The organism is Gracilibacillus suaedae, assembly GCF_017599345.1.
Taxonomy (GTDB): Bacteria; Bacillota; Bacilli; order Bacillales; family Amphibacillaceae; genus Gracilibacillus; species Gracilibacillus suaedae.
On sequence record NZ_JAGFVL010000030.1, the window covers coordinates 18370 to 35701 of the forward strand.

Genomic DNA, 17332 nt, shown 5'->3' on the forward strand with positions numbered 1-17332 from the left:
CCATATAAATAAAATTGCATACATTAATGTTGAGAAATCAATTTTATAATTGATTAATTACATCTTTAGGAGGTTTGAAAATGGGATACGCATACGGCGGCGGCTTTGCTTTAATCGTTGTGTTATTCATTCTTTTAATCATTGTTGGTGCAGCTTGGTTCTAGAATAAAGTTTACCATAGCTTATCGCCAAAATGGCGATAAGCTTTTCTATTGGATGAAAAGAATCCACTACGGAAAAAACCTTTGCTATTTCATGATTAGCAAAGGTTCTTTACGATTTTATTCATCCGTATTTTCATTGCATTTTTGTAGAAATTTTTCAGTCTGTTTATTTGCAATCACTTCATAAGTAGCGCCATAATGTTTTTTTAAAGCATTGACCATTTTCTTTCCTATTCCCAAGTTGCGGTGGGATGGATTAACTGTTAAATGCTGAACAACTGCAGATTCGGATTCTTTAACCAGGTATACGCCAATTGCTCCTAGTACATCTTCTTCTTCTTTCCAAAGAAACAACTGCCAATCCTCATTCGTTTCGTATTCTTTAATTGTATCTTGAAGTTTTGAAACTTCTTTTTCTTCGGGCATAAAGGAAAGTAAACCCATTGCTATTTTTTCAAATCTTTTTTTAAAGCGAATTAACATATTGAACCCCTCATTATTCATAACAATTCATATATTGATATGTTATGTTTTCGTACAAAAGTCGTTACTATTAATTGTTTCCAATTACTAGGAAGAAAATACAATTCCAAACCAATAATAACAACCCCACACAATACTTAAAATTAATAAAACAAGAAAAAGTATGCCATTTTTTCTACGCATATTTATCGTTCCTTCGAGTTCAGAGAATATGAGCTTTCCTTCACTTACAATATTATATTACTATTTGGATGTCAATCTTTATCTAATTATGGTAGCTGAAGAACTTAATTTTACACTTCTGAAACGCGTACAGTTTTCATGGTATCTCCTTGACGGATACGAAGAACCGTATCCATGCCCTCTGTTACTTGACCAAATACAGTATGAACACCATCTAGATGTGGTTGAGGTTCATGTACTAAGAAAAATTGGCTTCCACCAGTATCTTTACCAGCATGTGCCATCGATAATGAACCTGCTACATGCTTATGAGGGTTCCCCTCGGTTTCACATTTTATCGTGTATCCAGGCCCCCCCATACCAGTACCTGTTGGATCACCGCCTTGGGCAACAAAACCAGGGATCACACGATGAAAAATCACGCCATCATAAAACTTATCATTTGCTAATTTTTCAAAGTTAGCTACCGTATTAGGTGCTGCTTCTTCAAATAAGTCTATAACAATTTGCTCGCTATTTTCAAATTCTATTACTGCTTGTTTCATGTTTATCCTCCTATTCATATGACAAGTCATTTTGAATCATATCTTTAAATGACTCTCGTTTAATAACTAATTTATCTTGCCCATCTTCTACAAAAACTACAGCAGGTTTTGGAAAACGATTATAATGATTAGACATCGAGTACCCATAAGCACCGGTTGAGAAAACAGCTATAATATCATCCTGAGTGACCTTTGGTAATTCTATATCCCAAATTAGCATATCACCAGATTCACAACATTTTCCTGCAAGAGATATTTGTTCTTTTTCGCTACCGTCGACATTATTGGCAATAACCGCATCATATTTAGCGTTATAAAGTGCTGGACGCAAATTATCCGTCATCCCACCATCAACGGACACATACTTTCTGACATTTGGTATTTCTTTGACAGACCCAATAGAATACAATGTTAACCCTGCATCTCCAACAATCGAGCGACCAGGTTCTATCCAAATTTCAGGAAATACCATCTCATTTTCATTCACTTGCTCGCTAATTTTATCAGTTAAAGCTTTAACATAAGTTGAAAGTGGTAAAGGATCATCTTCAGCTGTGTACTTGATACCAAATCCACCGCCAACATTTAATACTTCTGATTCAAAATCATAGCGGTCTACCCACCCTTTCAATGTTTGAAAAAGTCTTTCAATCGCCATTGTAAAACCATCTGTTTCAAAAATTTGCGAACCAATATGACAATGCAGTCCTTTTACATGGATCCCATCAATTTTCATTAATTTCTGTAATGCTTCTTCCGCTTGACCATTTGTTAAATCAAAACCGAATTTTGAATCTTCGTTTCCAGTTAAAATGTAATTATGTGTATGTGCTTCAATTCCTGGAGTAACTCTGATTAAAACATCCATCTCTTTATTCTGTTCTTTTAAAACATGTGCTAATAAATCTATTTCATAAAAATTATCGACAACAATACAACCTATATTATATTCTACCGCCATCGAAATTTCATCAATACTTTTATTGTTCCCATGCATATGGATTTTTTTAACAGGAAAATCTGCTTGCAATGCTGTATATAACTCACCCTGGGATACGACATCTAAACTTAAATTCTCTTGTTTGGCAACTTGAATCATTGCTACGGATGAAAATGCTTTACTCGCATATGCAACCTGTGCTTGCACACCTAGTTCCTCAAATGTATCTACAAATGCTCTTGCATTTTCACGAATTTTATTGACATTATAAACGAATAATGGAGTGCCGTATTTTTTAGTAAGATCAACAGCATCCAAGCCACCAATGGTTAAATGGCCATCCTCATTAACTGCAAACGGATGTAACATCTTATTGAACCCTCGCCTTCTATCTCTAGCTTCTACACCTATTCATCAAACAAAAATCCCTTATCCCCATCTTTCTTAACGAAGACAGGTAGACAAGGGATAAAAGAATTCCCATTTCTACAAAATCTAACAAAGTATAAAGATAATTTATCACAGGCTTATCTCCAGTTCAAGTGTTTACAATTAAGATTATGCTTGTTTTTGATTATTTTTAGGCCTTACTATGCTAGGCCTTGTTTTAGACAAAGGCATTGACACCCGGAATAAAATTTGCCATAGGGCTTTGTCGTTAAAAGGAAGAAGTGGCCATAAATATGGCGTTTGTAAGGATCTCGTAGATATCAATAGCAAGAGGAAAATTGTCAATCCAATGACGAGTCCTTTCACTTGAAAGATAAAAGTTAAAATAATTAAAATAATTCTTGCCATTTTATTTGCAACACTTAATTCATAACTTGGTGTTGCGAATGTACCAACTGCACTAATCGCAACATATAAAATAACTTCTGCACTAAATAGGCCTACATCTATCGCAATTTGCCCGATTAACACCGCAGCAATCAACCCCATCGCAGTTGATAAAGGTGTCGGTGTATGAATGGCTGCCATCCGTAAAAATTCAATACCAATATCCGCTAATAATATTTGTACAATGATTGGCACGTTCCCTCTTTCGTTGGGGCCGATAAATTGTAAATTTTCAGGTAATAGCGATGGGTCCATTACTAATAATAACCAGAGTGGTAATAAAAATAAGGAAGCAAAAATCCCGATAAACCTGATCCAGCGGACAAATGTACCTACTGCTGGAGACTCTCGGTATTCTTCAGCGTGCTGCACATGATGAAAATACGTAGTTGGCATAATTATCATGCTTGGGGATGTGTCAACCATTATGAGCACATGTCCTTCAAATAAATGGGTAGCAGCTACGTCTGGTCTTTCTGTATATCTGACAAGTGGATAAGGGTTAAACCCTTGTTGCACCAAATATTCTTCTATAGTCTTGTCAGCCATTGAAAGCCCATCTACTTCAATTTGTTCTAATTCATTTTTAATTAAATCTACTAGCCCTTTATCAGCTACATCTTGAATATAGGATATACAAATATCTGTTTTAGATCGTTCACCAACTTGCATCATCTCATGACGTAGGCGTTCATCCCTTATCCGCCTTCTAGTTAAGGCGGTATTTTCAATAATATTTTCGGTATATCCATCTCTAGAGCCTCGTATGACTTTCTCTGTATCAGGTTCCTCCGGTGACCTACCGGGATAGTGACGAACATCAACGATAAAACATTCGTCTTGACCATCAACGAAAATAACAAGTAGACCAGATAACATCTGATCGACCGCTTCATCCATTGTTTTCGCTTTTTCAACCTGTTGATGAACGATACGATTATTCAATACTTCATAAATTTCACTATTGTATTCTTCATCATCATTAATGGAAATTAGTTTTTTCATTACTTCAATCACAAAGTCAGTATCAACTAAACCAGTAACATAATATAACTGAATTTTCTTCTCGAAAATAGTAAGTTCACGAAATCCAACATCGAAAGATACATCAATACCTAGTTTTGTTTCCATGTATTCTTGGTTTTTTCTTAGCAATTTATTTACTGGTGTTTTATTTTTATTCATGATGAACTCCTTCTTTAAAAAATATCTACGAAGATGATCCAATGAAACAAAGACCCGGCTATTTTACCGATCACAATTGCCATTAATAGCCACAGTAGTTCTTTATCAATTCCTAATCTTTTCATCAAAATTGGAAAAACATTCAACACTTCTGTTAATGCAGCAGCTAACATTCCAATAAAAATACCATGTAGTAACCCCCAAAAACCTAAGATGTAGACCGGAAGGTTCAACGTCCACTCTGTAAAGGATAAATATGTACCTAATAAGGTACCAACTATAACACTTGCTTGATAATGTTTCATCCAGTCGATTGATTTACTTAGCTGAACTAATCTCGGTATAATTCCTAATACAGTTAAGAAAGCTACAAAGCCCGCACCTACCATTAGCCCTGACCCAAATCCTATTGCGATTTCCACTACAATATATACTATTTCACGAGTCATTGCGTTTATTTAGAATATTTTCATGATGTATTAAATATTGATCAAGGTCCTGTTGATAGTTAAACATTTCAACTTCTAACGGGCTTGGTTCTTCATTGAAACGTTTTTTGAAAATATGATTAAAAAACAAGATCATTCCTAATCCTAAACCGATTGAATAGGGGATTTGAATCCATAGTGGTTTATTTTGCTGTTCCCCTGTTAACAAGAAATACAATCCTTGATGTACTTCTTCCATACTTACATCATAATGAAAATTCATGATCGCCATTGCTGAACCTATGCAAAGAAGTAACCAAATTAACAAAATTAAAAAGATACTAGCTTTTTTATCATTTTTTTTAATCTCTACAATCACCTGATTGGATCCTAATAATTCAACACTAAGGAACGGATAAGCTTCTACTAGAGTATCTAATAAATGGAATCCATCAATAACAGATACATTATGATCTTTTTCTGTTATTTGATAAATCTTCAAATTTTCTAATTCATTCAAATAATCAATATTTCCGGTGACAAAGGCAATGTCCTGTAAAATAATTAAATGTTTTTTTTCCACTGCAATCTTTTTTTTGAGTCGAATATATATTTTTTCTTCCTGCACATTACATCATCCTTTTATTATTAACTTGCTTGTGAGGAAAATGGTGTTCTTAGTATAAGTTGAATTTAAATATTCATTCATAACAGCATAGAAAAACAAAACCCTCTATTTAGAAACGTAGATAACGACTGCAAGGTTGTGAAAGTTCTGTTTGGAGTAGCGTGATAATTTGATGTTCGGTCACCTAAGAGATAATTTTGAAATATATAGTGATGTTTACTACCACTCCGGTCATCCTCTTCCATTTACTGGATATAGTCGATTATCTCAGAAGAGAAGACTTTTTCCTCGGAACAGGTTGGGCCCTTCCGGGGATATTTCCTTCCCTTCCCTGGATATAATCGTTTATCCTCGGAAGGGAAGACTTTTTCCTTGGAACAGTACGGCCCTTCCGAGGATAGCTCCTTCCCTTCCCTGGATATAATCGTTTATCCTCGGAAGGGAAGACTTTTTCCTCGTAACAGGATGAGCCCTTCCGGGGATATTTCCTTCCGTGAGGTTTACACGACAGCATAGAAAACACTAGGAAAGTTATTTTTGGTTTGAGTAGATGTTGCACTTGTTCCCAACGAAGTATTCTGCCGGAGCGTATGGCAGCAATCATCAAAATGCAAAGTGGAAGAGAGCAAATCTATGTCCACTTTACTTCACAGTTTATGGATACTATGTAAATTTTCCATAAAAAAAAGACTATCCCGGAGGATAATCCTAATTTGTGATTTCTTCTTTTATTTTTTCTAATATTTTCTTTTCTATTCGGGACACTTGAACTTGTGAAATTCCCAGTCGGTTCGCAACCTCTGTTTGGGTTTTATCCTTATAATATCTTAAATATACAATCAACCGCTCTCTTTCATCCAGATCTTTAATAACCTGTTCCATCGTCATTTTATCAAACCAATTGTCATTGACGTCTGCAATCTGATCCAATAACGTAATTGGATCACCATCATTTTCATACACTGTTTCGTGTATGGATTGTGGTTTCTTCGTCGCTTCCTGCGCGTGGATGATATCTTCAGGTGTAAGATCTAGCTTTTCAGCAATTTCTTGTACTGTCGGGGCTCGAGCCAATTCTTTTGTTAACTCATCTGTTACCCTTCTGATTTTATTTCCAATTTCTTTTAAGGAGCGACTAACCTTTACAGTACCATCATCTCGTATAAACCGCTGGATTTCACCAATAATCATTGGTACAGCATAAGTGGAAAATTTTACATCATATTCTAAGTCGAATTTATCAATTGATTTTAATAAGCCAATGCAACCGATTTGAAATAAATCATCTTGATCATAGCCTCTGTTGAGAAAACGTTGGACAACAGACCAGACAAGGCGAATGTTTTTCTCCACCAATATTGATCTCGCTTCCTCATCTCCTTGTTGACTTAACTTGATATACCTCTTTACATCTTTATCATCTAAAGGTGATGCGTTAGACATTTGTGTTTTCATAGACATCACCTAATTACACATGGTTTTGCTAGTTTGAAAATCTTTTGTCATTTTCACCTTTGTGCCTTCTCCTGGGTGTGAAATAATTTCGACTTTGTCCATGAAGTTTTCCATAATAGTAAAACCCATTCCTGACCGCTCAAGTTCAGGTTTAGAGGTATAAAGCGGTTCTTTAGCTAAATCGATATTATCGATTCCCATCCCTTCATCCTCGATTAGGATGGATAATGTTTGATCAGTTAAGCTACAAGTTATATAGACGTATTGATTTGGGTCCTCTTCATAACCATGAATAATAGCATTAGTTACTGCTTCCGAAACAACGGTTTTAATTTCTGTTAATTCATCCATATTTGGATCAATTTGTGATACAAATGCTGCAACAGAAACTCTGGCAAATGCTTCATTTTCACTGACACTTCTAAACTTTAATTCCATTGCATTATTCATGACGCCACCCCCAAACTGGAAAGAGCAAAACCTTCATTCGACTCTAGCCTGACAATCTTGAATAATCCCGACATATTAAATAATCTTTTAACTGCTGGATTGACAGAACAGACAATCATTTCTCCACCTAATTGTTTTACTTCCTTATAACGTCCTAATACAACGCCTAAACCTGAACTGTCCATAAAATGTAAGGCATCAAGGTTTAAAATGACGTGCTTAATGCCTTCTTGATGCAGGCGTTCTTGCCATTCTATTTTTAATCGAGCAGCAGAATGGTGATCTAGTTCACCATCTAATCGGACGATTAATACATCTTCGACAACAGTAAATTGTGTCTGTAATTGCATATATTTCCCTCCCAGTTTTTTCTGTAATACTTTTTTCTATATCTCTTATACATAATCCTGCTAATTGACAAAACTAGAACGAAATCGTCTAAATAAGCTTATTTTCGACCTATTCTTTCCACTTCGTTAAAAGAATGATTGAAATGTTCGTTTAAACAGCTGAAGTACATTAGCATGCTTAATATCTTCTAATACAATTAAATCTGTTTCACTGATAATGTCTTCACCCTCTACCACTTGCAGCTTACCGACCATTGTTCCTTTTTCAAGTGGTAACTCTATATCTTGATTAATGGTTATTTTTGTATCGATTTTATTTAAATTGGTTCCTTTTGGATAAAGAATGGATACGGAGTCGTTGGTAACTACATCCACGTTCTGTTTATTTGCTTTTAACCATTCAAACGACGTCACAGCCTGATTTTTTTCGTATAATGGCTTTGTTTCAAATTTCGCATAAGCATAATCTAGCAATTGGCTTACATCACTATTGCGATCTTTTGTGCTTTCTGCTCCCATAACAACAGCTATAGTTCTCATACCATTTTTCTCTGCAGTTGCCGTCAAACAATATTTCGCTTCGTTTGTATATCCTGTTTTCAGACCGTCTACACCTTCATAGAAACGAACCAGCTTATTTGTGTTAACAAGCCAAAACTCATCTTCAGTATCTTTACGCAAATAATCCTCATAAATACTTGTGTAATTTGTAATATCCTCATACTTTAGCAGCTCTTTAGCCATAATGGCCATATCATGAGCGGTACTGTAATGATTCTCTGCTGGTAAGCCAGTTGAATTTTGGAAATTGGTAGATTTAAGTCCCAATTCTTCTACTTTTTCGTTCATCATTTCCACAAAAGCTTGCTCACTGCCAGCAATTCTTTCGGCCATAGCCACACTAGCATCATTACCTGATGCTATAGCAATACCCTTGAGCAAGTCATCTACTGACATTTCTTCTCCAGCTTCTAGGAAGATTTGTGATCCACCCATTGATGCAGCATTTTCACTGACTCTGACTTGTTCATCTAAGGATAATTCACCCTTTTCAATTGCTTCCATAATAAGTAACATAGTCATGATTTTAGTCATACTTGCTGGTGGTAATTCTTCACTAGAATTTTTATCATATAATATATTTCCTGTATCACGCTCGATAAGTATCGCTGATTGCGAATGTTTAGCTAAATCTAATGATTCACTTTCACTTACTTCGCTTGCTACGTGATTTTCTTCATGATGAGCAAATGCGCTTCCTTGACCGATCATCACCATACTTATAACAACGAGTATAGTTATGCTTATTCTTTTCAACATCTTCACCTCCGATTTATAACATTTCTATTTTTTCCAAAATAATCTAAAAGTATAACTTTTACTTTGAAATATTTTTAAAAAAGCAGTTAAAACCCACCCTATCCATATCAATAAAACCTAAGTACACCATTAAAAGCATGATAAGCACTACTTCGATTTGGTGATTTTTGAAATATAAAACAAATAAATATCTCTACTCCGGCGATCTACATTAGCTATAAATCTACAACCTCAATATTAAGTACCATGAGGTAGAAACTGTATTCGGTCACATCAAGGGCAATTGGTCATTCCGCAGATTTTCACTTCACGGCCTAGAAAATTGCTTTATTCATTAAATGAAATCTTAGTTGCAGATTAATTGATTTGATACCGGAACAAATAAGATGCTAAATTGATACACCTCCGTAAACAAAAAAAATCGCCACGATGATAATCGTGACGAAATTAAGCTCTTGGATGATGTGTTTTATAAATATCTTTTAATCTTGATTTAGACACATGGGTATAGATTTGAGTTGTAGAGATATCCGCATGACCAAGCATTTCTTGAACTGCTCTTAAATCAGCACCATTCTCTAGCAGGTGTGTCGCAAAGGAATGGCGTAATGTATGTGGAGACAACTCCTTTTTAATACCTGCATCTCTGGCAATCTCTTTAATGATCTTCCAAAATCCTTGACGTGACAATGAGTTGCCATGATGATTGACAAATACTGTTTCGGTTTGCTTTTTCTTAACTAAATCGGATCTAGCAGATTGAATATATAATTCTAAAGCATCTTTTGCAATATCACCTAAAGGAACAATTCTTTCTTTCGATCCTTTTCCGAAACAGCGAACAAATCCCATTGTTAAATGCAAATCGTTCATTTTTAAGTTAATCAGTTCAGAAACACGAAGCCCTGTTGCATAAAGTGTTTCTAACATCGCTTTATTACGTATCGAATATTTATCTGTAGCTGGTATATTCAGTAATTTATCAATATCTTTGGTAGATAATACTTTTGGCAATTTACGGTTTGCTTTTGGCGTTTCAATATGTAAACTCGGATCCTCTTTAAGCTGATATTCTCTTATTAGAAATTGATGAAATAACCTTAAAGTGGACAACATTCTTGCGATAGTAGCAGATGATTTACCCTGGTCGTTCAAATGATACAAAAATTGCATAATATCATGACGACCAGCTTGTTTCCATTCTTTTAGTTCTCTTTCTTCCTTAAGAAATTGATAATACTTGAGAAGGTCTCGTTTATAGGCTTGCAACGTATTATCAGATAATCCTCTTTCTATTTTTAAAAAGTGAAAAAACTCTTCTACTGGATATTGCATTTCATCCATGATTTATTCTCCCAATCGAAAAAAGATACTTAAACGTTCCCAAACATCGGGTTCTTCCTGGTGAAAAACTTTTACGGCATTTCCTTGAGGATATTCATAGCGATCTAATTTTTCATATTCTTGATGTAACGCTTTGATCACATAATAAAATAAAATGGTACACAATACAAAAATAATAAAAAACTTCATCATTTCAAAAAAAACTTTTACAATGGATGACATATGGCATTCTCCTAATAGAATAGACTCTATTAGAATTTATACCGATATTATATAAAAATATACCTATTTAGCAGATAATTTTTTTGCTTCACAATTTCGACAAATTCGATCCTGACATTTTTGGCATATTCCGTGGAATGTTAATCGGTGATCTTTGACAATAAATCCCCAATCTGTTTGAACAATTTGTTCCACATCTTCTAGCAAGTCATCCATTATTTCTTCAACTGAACCACATTCGGTACAAACTAAATGATGATGGAAATGCTTTGCCCCTTCTTTGCGAAGATCGTAGCGAGAAACCCCATCACCAAAGTTAATTTTATCGACAATTTCTAGTTCCGTTAATAATTCTAGTGTTCTATATACAGTTGCTAAACCTATTTCCGGTGATTTATCTTTTACTAATAAATAAACATCTTCTGCACTAAGATGATCTTCTTCTCTTTCCAATAATACTCGAACAGTTGCTTCACGCTGTGGAGTTAATTTATAACTTTGAGCGTGCAATTCCTTCTTAATACGGTCTAATCGGTGTTCCATAATGAGGACCTCCTTACATATGTTCATTATAAATAGTCCTATGTAAGGTGTCAATTAAAATAATTATAAAAAACACTAATAAACATTTATTTTTTAATAATTATTATCAATTAATAAATCGATCGGATATTAATCTCATCGTTTCAAAGGAAACAACGGATTCCAATAAAGCTGCAATGCTAACGACAACCATTAAACAGATAAAAACAGCAGTATATCGATAAAAAATTTGTAAGATCGGTTGTTTATAACGTCTGGAAAACATACTCTGCAACAACGTTAATGAGAATATCATAGCAAAGCTGCTAGCCATAATATAGATTGGAATGATAATCAGATTTTGTGGTGCTATTGCAGAGAATGAGAACAGCAATCCTTGGATACCTAACTGATTAACAAAAAAGCCTACAGTAAATCCGATCGCTACTCCTTTTACAAATAATAATACCCAAATGATAGGCAATCCAATAACCGCTAATCCTAGGAAAAAAAGCAAGCATAGAAATTGAATATGATAAAATATTGCATTTTGAAATAATGCTTGTTTAGATATATCTTCATCTTGTAAATAACCAAGAAAGAACCGTTCTAAATAAAAAAATAAATCTTCTTTTTGAACAAAATTCATGCTATTGACGATAATTGCGCCAAATATGATCCCGGTTATAAAAAGAATGATCGTAAATATATAGATGGTATGGTATTTTACAAGGTGATTGGAGATTGGCTTTCTACTTTTTGGTAGTATCAATTCATTCACATCCTCTAATTAAGTTCTCGTTTCCAATCTATGAATGGAATAATAGAAATAGAACTCAACTAGAGTTTATTTTCATTTTACATAATAGTATTATGGTTAACTTTTAACTTTTCCATATCTTCCTCCGCCACCTTCAGCCACCATTAACTTCCCTTCACGTAATTTTATAATCATATTAGCTAATTTTTCTCCAACTACTTTTACTAAATCAGCCTTTGATACATAGTGAATGATATTCATTTCGTTACCAAAATGATCTAATAACTTTTCCATAGTTTTTGGGCCCAGTTTAGGCAAATATTCAAGTGGTACTTGATATACATAATCTGGCCGCGTACTATCAGTAACTTGATCGGAGGATAATTCCCGTATTCGATCTGAAACACCTTTAACATATTTACTAGAACCACACTTGGAGCATCTGCCTCCTTTAAATGTGGCAAGACAATTGGCACATACTGTTGCATAATATTTTCCTAGTTTTGGATTCATCCCAAAATTTTGTGTTACGCACCGCCCGACTTCATTATTTAATGCCATTTTTAATTCTTTAAAACTTGGTTCAGCTAAAAGTAACTGTTGATATTCTCTTGCAATTTTCGGCAACGAATGGGCATCGGAATTCGTTAAATACGTGTACCGATGTAATTCTTTAATTTGATCAGCCATCTTGGTATCAGAACTTAACCCAAGTTCAACAGCGTCCACTTGATCTGGATCTAATACTTCTGTTAGAGAATAGGATACTCCTTTACCGAACAGACTCTTAAATGGTGTAAAAACATGGGCAGGAATGAATAACCCTCCAAGTTCATGTGTTTTTGTTTGTAAAGTTACAGCATCACCGTAATAGCGCTGTGAACTTAGTTCAATATTTTTCATATGTGAGGACAACCAAAGGGAAAATTCCCTCATATTTTGAATAAATGGAAAGAAACATAACACATGTATCGGACCTTTACAATTTTTATCATATACTTCTACTTCGCTACCTAAAATTAAAGTTGTGTCTCCAAATTGAATACCACCATCTCCAAGTTCAGCTGCCTTCTCCTGTTTGACAGCTAATTCAACCTCGTTTAAAACTGTAGGAGCATGACAGTCTATAATGCCGACAATATCTATCCCTTTCCGTTCACTAGCCTCTTGCATTATATTCATCAATGTTAAATGCTGAGAAGCAGTAATCTTCACTGGTTTCCCTTTTGCATTACGTCCAATATGAATATGTAAATCGGTAAAAAATTCTTTTAGCATTTCACTTCAAACCCTTGTGTTGTAGATAAAGAATCGCATAAGCTGTTTTTGCATCATGTATTTTTTGTTCTGCAACTAACCTTTCTGCCTCTTCCAATGATAGTTCGATTAATTCTACAAATTCATCTTCGTCCATTGCTTTTGGCTGCTCTACTTTTCTCAGTGAACTTGTTTTATATAAGTACATTATTTCATCCGCAAATCCTGGAGAAGTGTAAAAGGAAGTCACATATGTTAATTGATCTGTCGTATAACCGGTTTCTTCTTCTAATTCTCTTAATGCCGTTACTTCAGGTTCCTCAGCTTGTTCTAGCTTTCCTGCTGGAATTTCTACTAATGTTTTTTCTAATGGCTTACGATATTGTTTGACAAAAATAATTTTATTATTCTCCGTTACAGGAATTATCGCTACAGCGCCTGGATGTTTAACGATTTCCCTTGTTGATGTTTTCCCATTTGGTAAGGTGACGTCATCTACTTGCACATTAATCACCTTCCCTTCAAAAATAGGTGTGGTATGTGTGGTCTTCTCTTCCAAACTAGTCATGAAAATATCATCCTTTCTCTTCAAACTATCTCTTTCATTGTATTTCTTTCTTAGGATTTGTACAATGAATTTATCATGGTGCTAAACATCTGTATGACTCTGTTCAAATTTCAAAGGTACACCAGGATATCTTTATAGGGATAACAGACGCTAAACACCTGATAAGTTTCCCTTATGATCAGTGGGGACAAACCTCCAACTTATAATAGTCTCACTCTATATGGATGAAGAAGAAAGGATGAGCGATATGAAAAAAACGAAACTCGGAATGTCTGAACTTGAAGTTTCTCAACTTACACTTGGTTGTATGTCTCTTGGGACCGACCCAACCAAAGCAAGTGAAATTATTGATGAAGCATTGGAACTTGGTATTAATTATTTAGATACAGCTGATTTATATGATCAAGGCGTAAATGAAGAAATCGTAGGTCAATCGATAAAAAATAAACGAGATCAAATTATATTAGCTACAAAAGTAGGTAATCATTTAAAAGACGATGGCAGTTGGTTTTGGGATCCTAGAAAAGCTTATATTAAAGAACAAGTAAAAGAAAGCTTAAGAAGACTACAAACTGATTACATTGATTTATATCAGTTACATGGCGGTACGATTGAAGATCCAATAGATGAAACGATTGAAGCTTTTGAGGAACTAGTGAAGGAAGGCGTCGTACGCTATTACGGTATTTCTTCGATTAGACCAAATGTAATTCGAGAATATATAGCAAAATCTAATATCAGTAGTGTGATGATGCAATATAGCATGCTTGATCGTCGTCCAGAAGAAGAAGTAATGACACAGTTAGCTAATCACCAAATCAGTGTAGTAACAAGAGGATCATTAGCTAAAGGAATGTTAAGTGCTAAAGGGCAAGAAGTCGTTTCAAAAAAAGGAAAGAAAGGATATTTAGATTATGATGCAAATACCTTAAAAAATACGGTTGAGCAGTTACAAAGGGTGCTGGAAGATAACCAGACATTGAATGGCTTGGCATTGCAATACGTATTACAAGAACAAGCTGTTGCTGCTGTCGTAGCTGGCGCGAGCTCTATTGCACAATTAAGAGCGAATGTCGATGCATTAAATCAAGATTTTGAACCTGAACAATTTGCAAAAGTTAAAGAAATAACCAAAGCAAATACCTATCAACAACACAGATAAGAAAAGCGCAGATCGCCTGTTTAGAAACGTAGCGACTTCAGAATTAACTGAGATATAGGAATCACTGAGAAAAGCGAACCGATGATTACTTATCTTAGGACAATTCGTGAAGTCGGTTAGTTTCTTGGTACTTGCGTAGACAAATACCTGAATTTTATGCTTTCTTTCCCTATAAGAAAAACTGAGCAATCAGCCTAGTCCTGATCACTAAATGCTATGTAGATCTACCATTCCTCTAGTAGCCATTATGAAATATATCGCCTGTTTGACCATCACTCCGGCTGCCTACGTTGAATTATATTCTACAACATTTCTCGGACCAAGCAACTTGGGTTGTTAACCGTAAGGAAGTGCAAAGATATGGCATAGGAAATCATTAATAAATGGATATAAAACCAATATGCCTTATGTTTCACCAAGTACTTTTTTCTACCAACACACGATAATGACAGAGATTTTATACTCCTCTTTTATTTTTAAGCTATTACTGAATGAATATGAATAAACGGATTTAACATTTCATTCGGACTTGTTAACCTGAACGTTGCACCATTATAATCTAATTTCATTTTTTCACTAAAAAATGTAGCTTCTTGGTTATGAACAACCACATCAAATTGATCACATTCCACCTCTATGTGATTCGCTTCTCGCCTGGCAATGAGTGAAATAGTAGGCATACCGTTAACGCCACACCCACATCCCTCTGTATCATATGTTAAAGCTAAGATAGTGCTTTTCGAATTCGCTAATGTATTTATTTTAGCTAACGCATTTTCTGTAATCATCAATTGCATAATATCCCTCCATTACTTCTTCTTAAAAGCAGGTTTCAATATGGTTTCCATTATTCGTGGAAAGTTTTGATATAGCTTACTTCCCGCATGCATCCAAAATGGTAAATTTATTTCCCTTTTATTCTTAAAAAGGGATTTGATTATGTGGTTCGCTACATCTTTTGGATCTAACATATATTTTGTGACACTTTTTTGATAATCACCTTTTGGATCTGCAATTTCAAAAAAAGGAGTTTTTACCGGTCCAATATTCACCGATGTAACAGGTATCTTTCCTTCCAGTTCCATACGTAAAGCATTAGAGAAACTGATAACACTCGCTTTCGTAGCACTATATACAGCGGATTTAGGTGTAGCTATTTTCCCTGCTTGAGAACCGATGTTTACTATATGTGCAACAGGTTGATTCATAAGTGTTGGAAGCGTATAGTAAGTAGTAAAAAACAGAGAATCCAAATTGAGCCGGATCATGTTATCAATCTGTTCCCAATTTAATTGATCAAATGCCTCAAAATAACCTACTCCTGCGTTATTGATAAGGATATCTATTTTCCCACATTCCTTGAGAATTTGATCCATTCCCTTCTGCCATTCTTTACGATCTGTAATATCAACTGGATAAGTAATCGGCTTGATTCCATACATTTTGTCTATTCTGCTTGCAATTTCGATTAATTTATTTTCTGTTCTAGCAACTAAGACAGGAATAGCTTTTTGTTCCGCTAAAGCAAAAGCTAACGCTTCACCAATACCACTGGAAGCACCAGTAATTAATACATGTTTTTCTTTTAACTTATTTAATTGATTCATTCTATCAACTCCACTCTTATCATAACATATTCCATAATACAGACAGAATCAATTGATTTGGTGATGAATGTAAATTTTTTGTTAGAAATATCGAATTTATCAGTTAGATCATTGACTTTTTCTGATAAATTAAAGACAATCATGAAGAAGTTAAACTTTTTCTTAGAGGTGAAATGATGTCTACCATTATTTATGCACATCGCGGCGCAAGCAAGCATGCACCCGAAAATACAATGCCTGCTTTTGAACTCGCTTATAAACACGGGGCAGATGGTATTGAAACAGATGTACAATTAACAAAAGACAACATTCCTGTTTTAATTCATGATGAACAGTTAAACAGGACAACAAATGGGATCGGCTTTGTGAAAGATTTTACATATGACGAACTGGAACAATTAGATGCAGGAAGTTGGAAATCTTCCCATTATAAAAATACAAAAATACCAACCTTAGATGATCTGCTTGCATGGAACCAGGATAAACAATTAAAATTGAATATAGAACTTAAAAATAACATTATTCCTTACCAAGGATTAGAAGACATAATCTGCCAGAAACTAGTGGAATATCAAATGACAAAACAAACCGTCATCTCGAGTTTTAACCACGATTGTATTACAAAAATTCATGATAGAGGAATAGATATTGATTATGCTTTATTAACTGGTAGACGAAATAAAGCATTGGTGCCATACAGTAAAAAAATTAAAGCAAAAGGTATCCATATCAGTTATCGCCTGCTATCCAACAGGTTAGTTACGCTGGCAAATGATAACCAATTATATGTCGCAGTATATACAGTAAATTCATCTATTGCTATTAACAAAGCGATCCGTTTAGGATGCCATGCACTTTTTACAGATATACCAAAATTAGCGATTGACATCAAAAAAAGAAGGCTTGCAGAAAGGAATTAATC

At 34.6% G+C, this 17332-nt stretch carries 21 protein-coding genes; 3 read left to right on the forward strand and 18 right to left on the reverse strand.

What is annotated here, in order from left to right:
* Nucleotides 1-80 precede the first annotated feature (80 nt).
* A complete protein-coding gene (locus tag J5J03_RS07490; RefSeq protein WP_208588444.1) occupies nucleotides 81-164 on the forward strand; it encodes a YjcZ family sporulation protein in 84 nt (27 codons plus the stop codon).
* A gap of 117 nt (nucleotides 165-281) precedes the next feature.
* On the opposite strand, the gene J5J03_RS07495 is transcribed toward J5J03_RS07490, so the two are convergent.
* From J5J03_RS07495 to J5J03_RS07570, 16 genes are all read right to left on the reverse strand, one after another.
* Nucleotides 282-647: a GNAT family N-acetyltransferase gene (locus J5J03_RS07495; RefSeq protein WP_208588166.1), complete on the reverse strand. Its 366-nt coding sequence runs from the start codon at nucleotides 645-647 to the stop codon at nucleotides 282-284.
* Nucleotides 648-940: 293 nt separating this feature from the next.
* On the reverse strand, nucleotides 941-1375 hold the full coding sequence (locus J5J03_RS07500; RefSeq protein ID WP_208588168.1) for a peptidylprolyl isomerase: 435 nt from the start codon (nucleotides 1373-1375) through the stop codon (nucleotides 941-943).
* Between the two features lie 10 nt (nucleotides 1376-1385).
* Complete coding sequence (gene lysA / locus J5J03_RS07505; protein ID WP_208588170.1) at nucleotides 1386-2684, reverse strand: diaminopimelate decarboxylase; 1299 nt, start codon at nucleotides 2682-2684, stop codon at nucleotides 1386-1388.
* 189 nt (nucleotides 2685-2873) lie between these two features.
* Nucleotides 2874-4337: a spore germination protein gene (locus J5J03_RS07510; protein ID WP_208588172.1), complete on the reverse strand. Its 1464-nt coding sequence runs from the start codon at nucleotides 4335-4337 to the stop codon at nucleotides 2874-2876.
* Nucleotides 4338-4351: 14 nt separating this feature from the next.
* Entirely contained in the window at nucleotides 4352-4786 is a 435-nt protein-coding gene (locus tag J5J03_RS07515; RefSeq protein ID WP_208588174.1) for a stage V sporulation protein AB, read from the reverse strand.
* Nucleotides 4776-5393 carry a stage V sporulation protein AA gene (locus tag J5J03_RS07520; RefSeq protein WP_208588177.1) on the reverse strand — a complete coding sequence of 206 codons (618 nt, stop codon included), beginning with the start codon at nucleotides 5391-5393 and terminating at the stop codon, nucleotides 4776-4778. Before J5J03_RS07520 ends, J5J03_RS07515 begins: the two co-directional genes overlap by 11 nt.
* A gap of 708 nt (nucleotides 5394-6101) precedes the next feature.
* Entirely contained in the window at nucleotides 6102-6848 is a 747-nt protein-coding gene (gene sigF / locus J5J03_RS07525) for an RNA polymerase sporulation sigma factor SigF (protein WP_208588180.1), read from the reverse strand.
* A gap of 9 nt (nucleotides 6849-6857) precedes the next feature.
* Nucleotides 6858-7298 carry an anti-sigma F factor gene (gene spoIIAB, locus J5J03_RS07530; protein ID WP_208588188.1) on the reverse strand — a complete coding sequence of 147 codons (441 nt, stop codon included), beginning with the start codon at nucleotides 7296-7298 and terminating at the stop codon, nucleotides 6858-6860.
* Nucleotides 7295-7648, reverse strand: a complete 354-nt coding sequence (spoIIAA, locus tag J5J03_RS07535) for an anti-sigma F factor antagonist (RefSeq protein ID WP_208588190.1) — start codon at nucleotides 7646-7648, stop codon at nucleotides 7295-7297. Before spoIIAA ends, spoIIAB begins: the two co-directional genes overlap by 4 nt.
* Nucleotides 7649-7774: 126 nt before the next feature.
* A complete protein-coding gene (locus J5J03_RS07540; protein ID WP_269435802.1) occupies nucleotides 7775-8968 on the reverse strand; it encodes a D-alanyl-D-alanine carboxypeptidase family protein in 1194 nt (397 codons plus the stop codon).
* Between the two features lie 447 nt (nucleotides 8969-9415).
* A complete protein-coding gene (gene xerD / locus J5J03_RS07545) occupies nucleotides 9416-10303 on the reverse strand; it encodes a site-specific tyrosine recombinase XerD (RefSeq protein ID WP_208588449.1) in 888 nt (295 codons plus the stop codon).
* Between the two features lie 12 nt (nucleotides 10304-10315).
* A complete protein-coding gene (locus J5J03_RS07550) occupies nucleotides 10316-10534 on the reverse strand; it encodes a DUF4227 family protein (protein ID WP_208588192.1) in 219 nt (72 codons plus the stop codon).
* 63 nt (nucleotides 10535-10597) lie between these two features.
* Nucleotides 10598-11077, reverse strand: coding sequence for a ferric iron uptake transcriptional regulator (gene fur / locus J5J03_RS07555; protein WP_208588194.1), 480 nt, complete (start codon nucleotides 11075-11077; stop codon nucleotides 10598-10600).
* Nucleotides 11078-11183: 106 nt separating this feature from the next.
* On the reverse strand, nucleotides 11184-11828 hold the full coding sequence (spoIIM, locus tag J5J03_RS07560) for a stage II sporulation protein M (protein ID WP_208588212.1): 645 nt from the start codon (nucleotides 11826-11828) through the stop codon (nucleotides 11184-11186).
* Nucleotides 11829-11933: 105 nt separating this feature from the next.
* Nucleotides 11934-13094 (reverse strand): endonuclease Q family protein, encoded by a 1161-nt coding sequence (locus J5J03_RS07565; protein ID WP_208588214.1) that lies wholly within the window; start codon nucleotides 13092-13094, stop codon nucleotides 11934-11936.
* A 1-nt stretch (nucleotide 13095) separates the two neighbouring features.
* Nucleotides 13096-13641 (reverse strand): NUDIX domain-containing protein, encoded by a 546-nt coding sequence (locus J5J03_RS07570; protein WP_208588216.1) that lies wholly within the window; start codon nucleotides 13639-13641, stop codon nucleotides 13096-13098.
* A gap of 247 nt (nucleotides 13642-13888) precedes the next feature.
* Here J5J03_RS07570 and J5J03_RS07575 point away from each other — a divergent pair, with 247 nt between their 5' ends.
* The gene (locus J5J03_RS07575) at nucleotides 13889-14803 is read left to right on the forward strand and encodes an aldo/keto reductase (protein WP_208588218.1); all 915 of its coding nucleotides are present in this window, start codon (nucleotides 13889-13891) and stop codon (nucleotides 14801-14803) included.
* Nucleotides 14804-15279: 476 nt separating this feature from the next.
* Here the strand turns inward: J5J03_RS07575 and J5J03_RS07580 are convergent, their stop codons facing one another.
* Both J5J03_RS07580 and J5J03_RS07585 read right to left on the reverse strand, forming a co-directional pair.
* Nucleotides 15280-15600 carry an iron-sulfur cluster biosynthesis family protein gene (locus J5J03_RS07580; RefSeq protein ID WP_208588220.1) on the reverse strand — a complete coding sequence of 107 codons (321 nt, stop codon included), beginning with the start codon at nucleotides 15598-15600 and terminating at the stop codon, nucleotides 15280-15282.
* Nucleotides 15601-15612: 12 nt separating this feature from the next.
* On the reverse strand, nucleotides 15613-16410 hold the full coding sequence (locus J5J03_RS07585; protein WP_208588222.1) for an SDR family NAD(P)-dependent oxidoreductase: 798 nt from the start codon (nucleotides 16408-16410) through the stop codon (nucleotides 15613-15615).
* A gap of 176 nt (nucleotides 16411-16586) precedes the next feature.
* Between J5J03_RS07585 and J5J03_RS07590 the strand changes: the two genes are divergently transcribed.
* Nucleotides 16587-17330: a glycerophosphodiester phosphodiesterase gene (locus J5J03_RS07590; RefSeq protein ID WP_208588224.1), complete on the forward strand. Its 744-nt coding sequence runs from the start codon at nucleotides 16587-16589 to the stop codon at nucleotides 17328-17330.
* The last annotated feature ends 2 nt before the right edge of the window (nucleotides 17331-17332 follow it).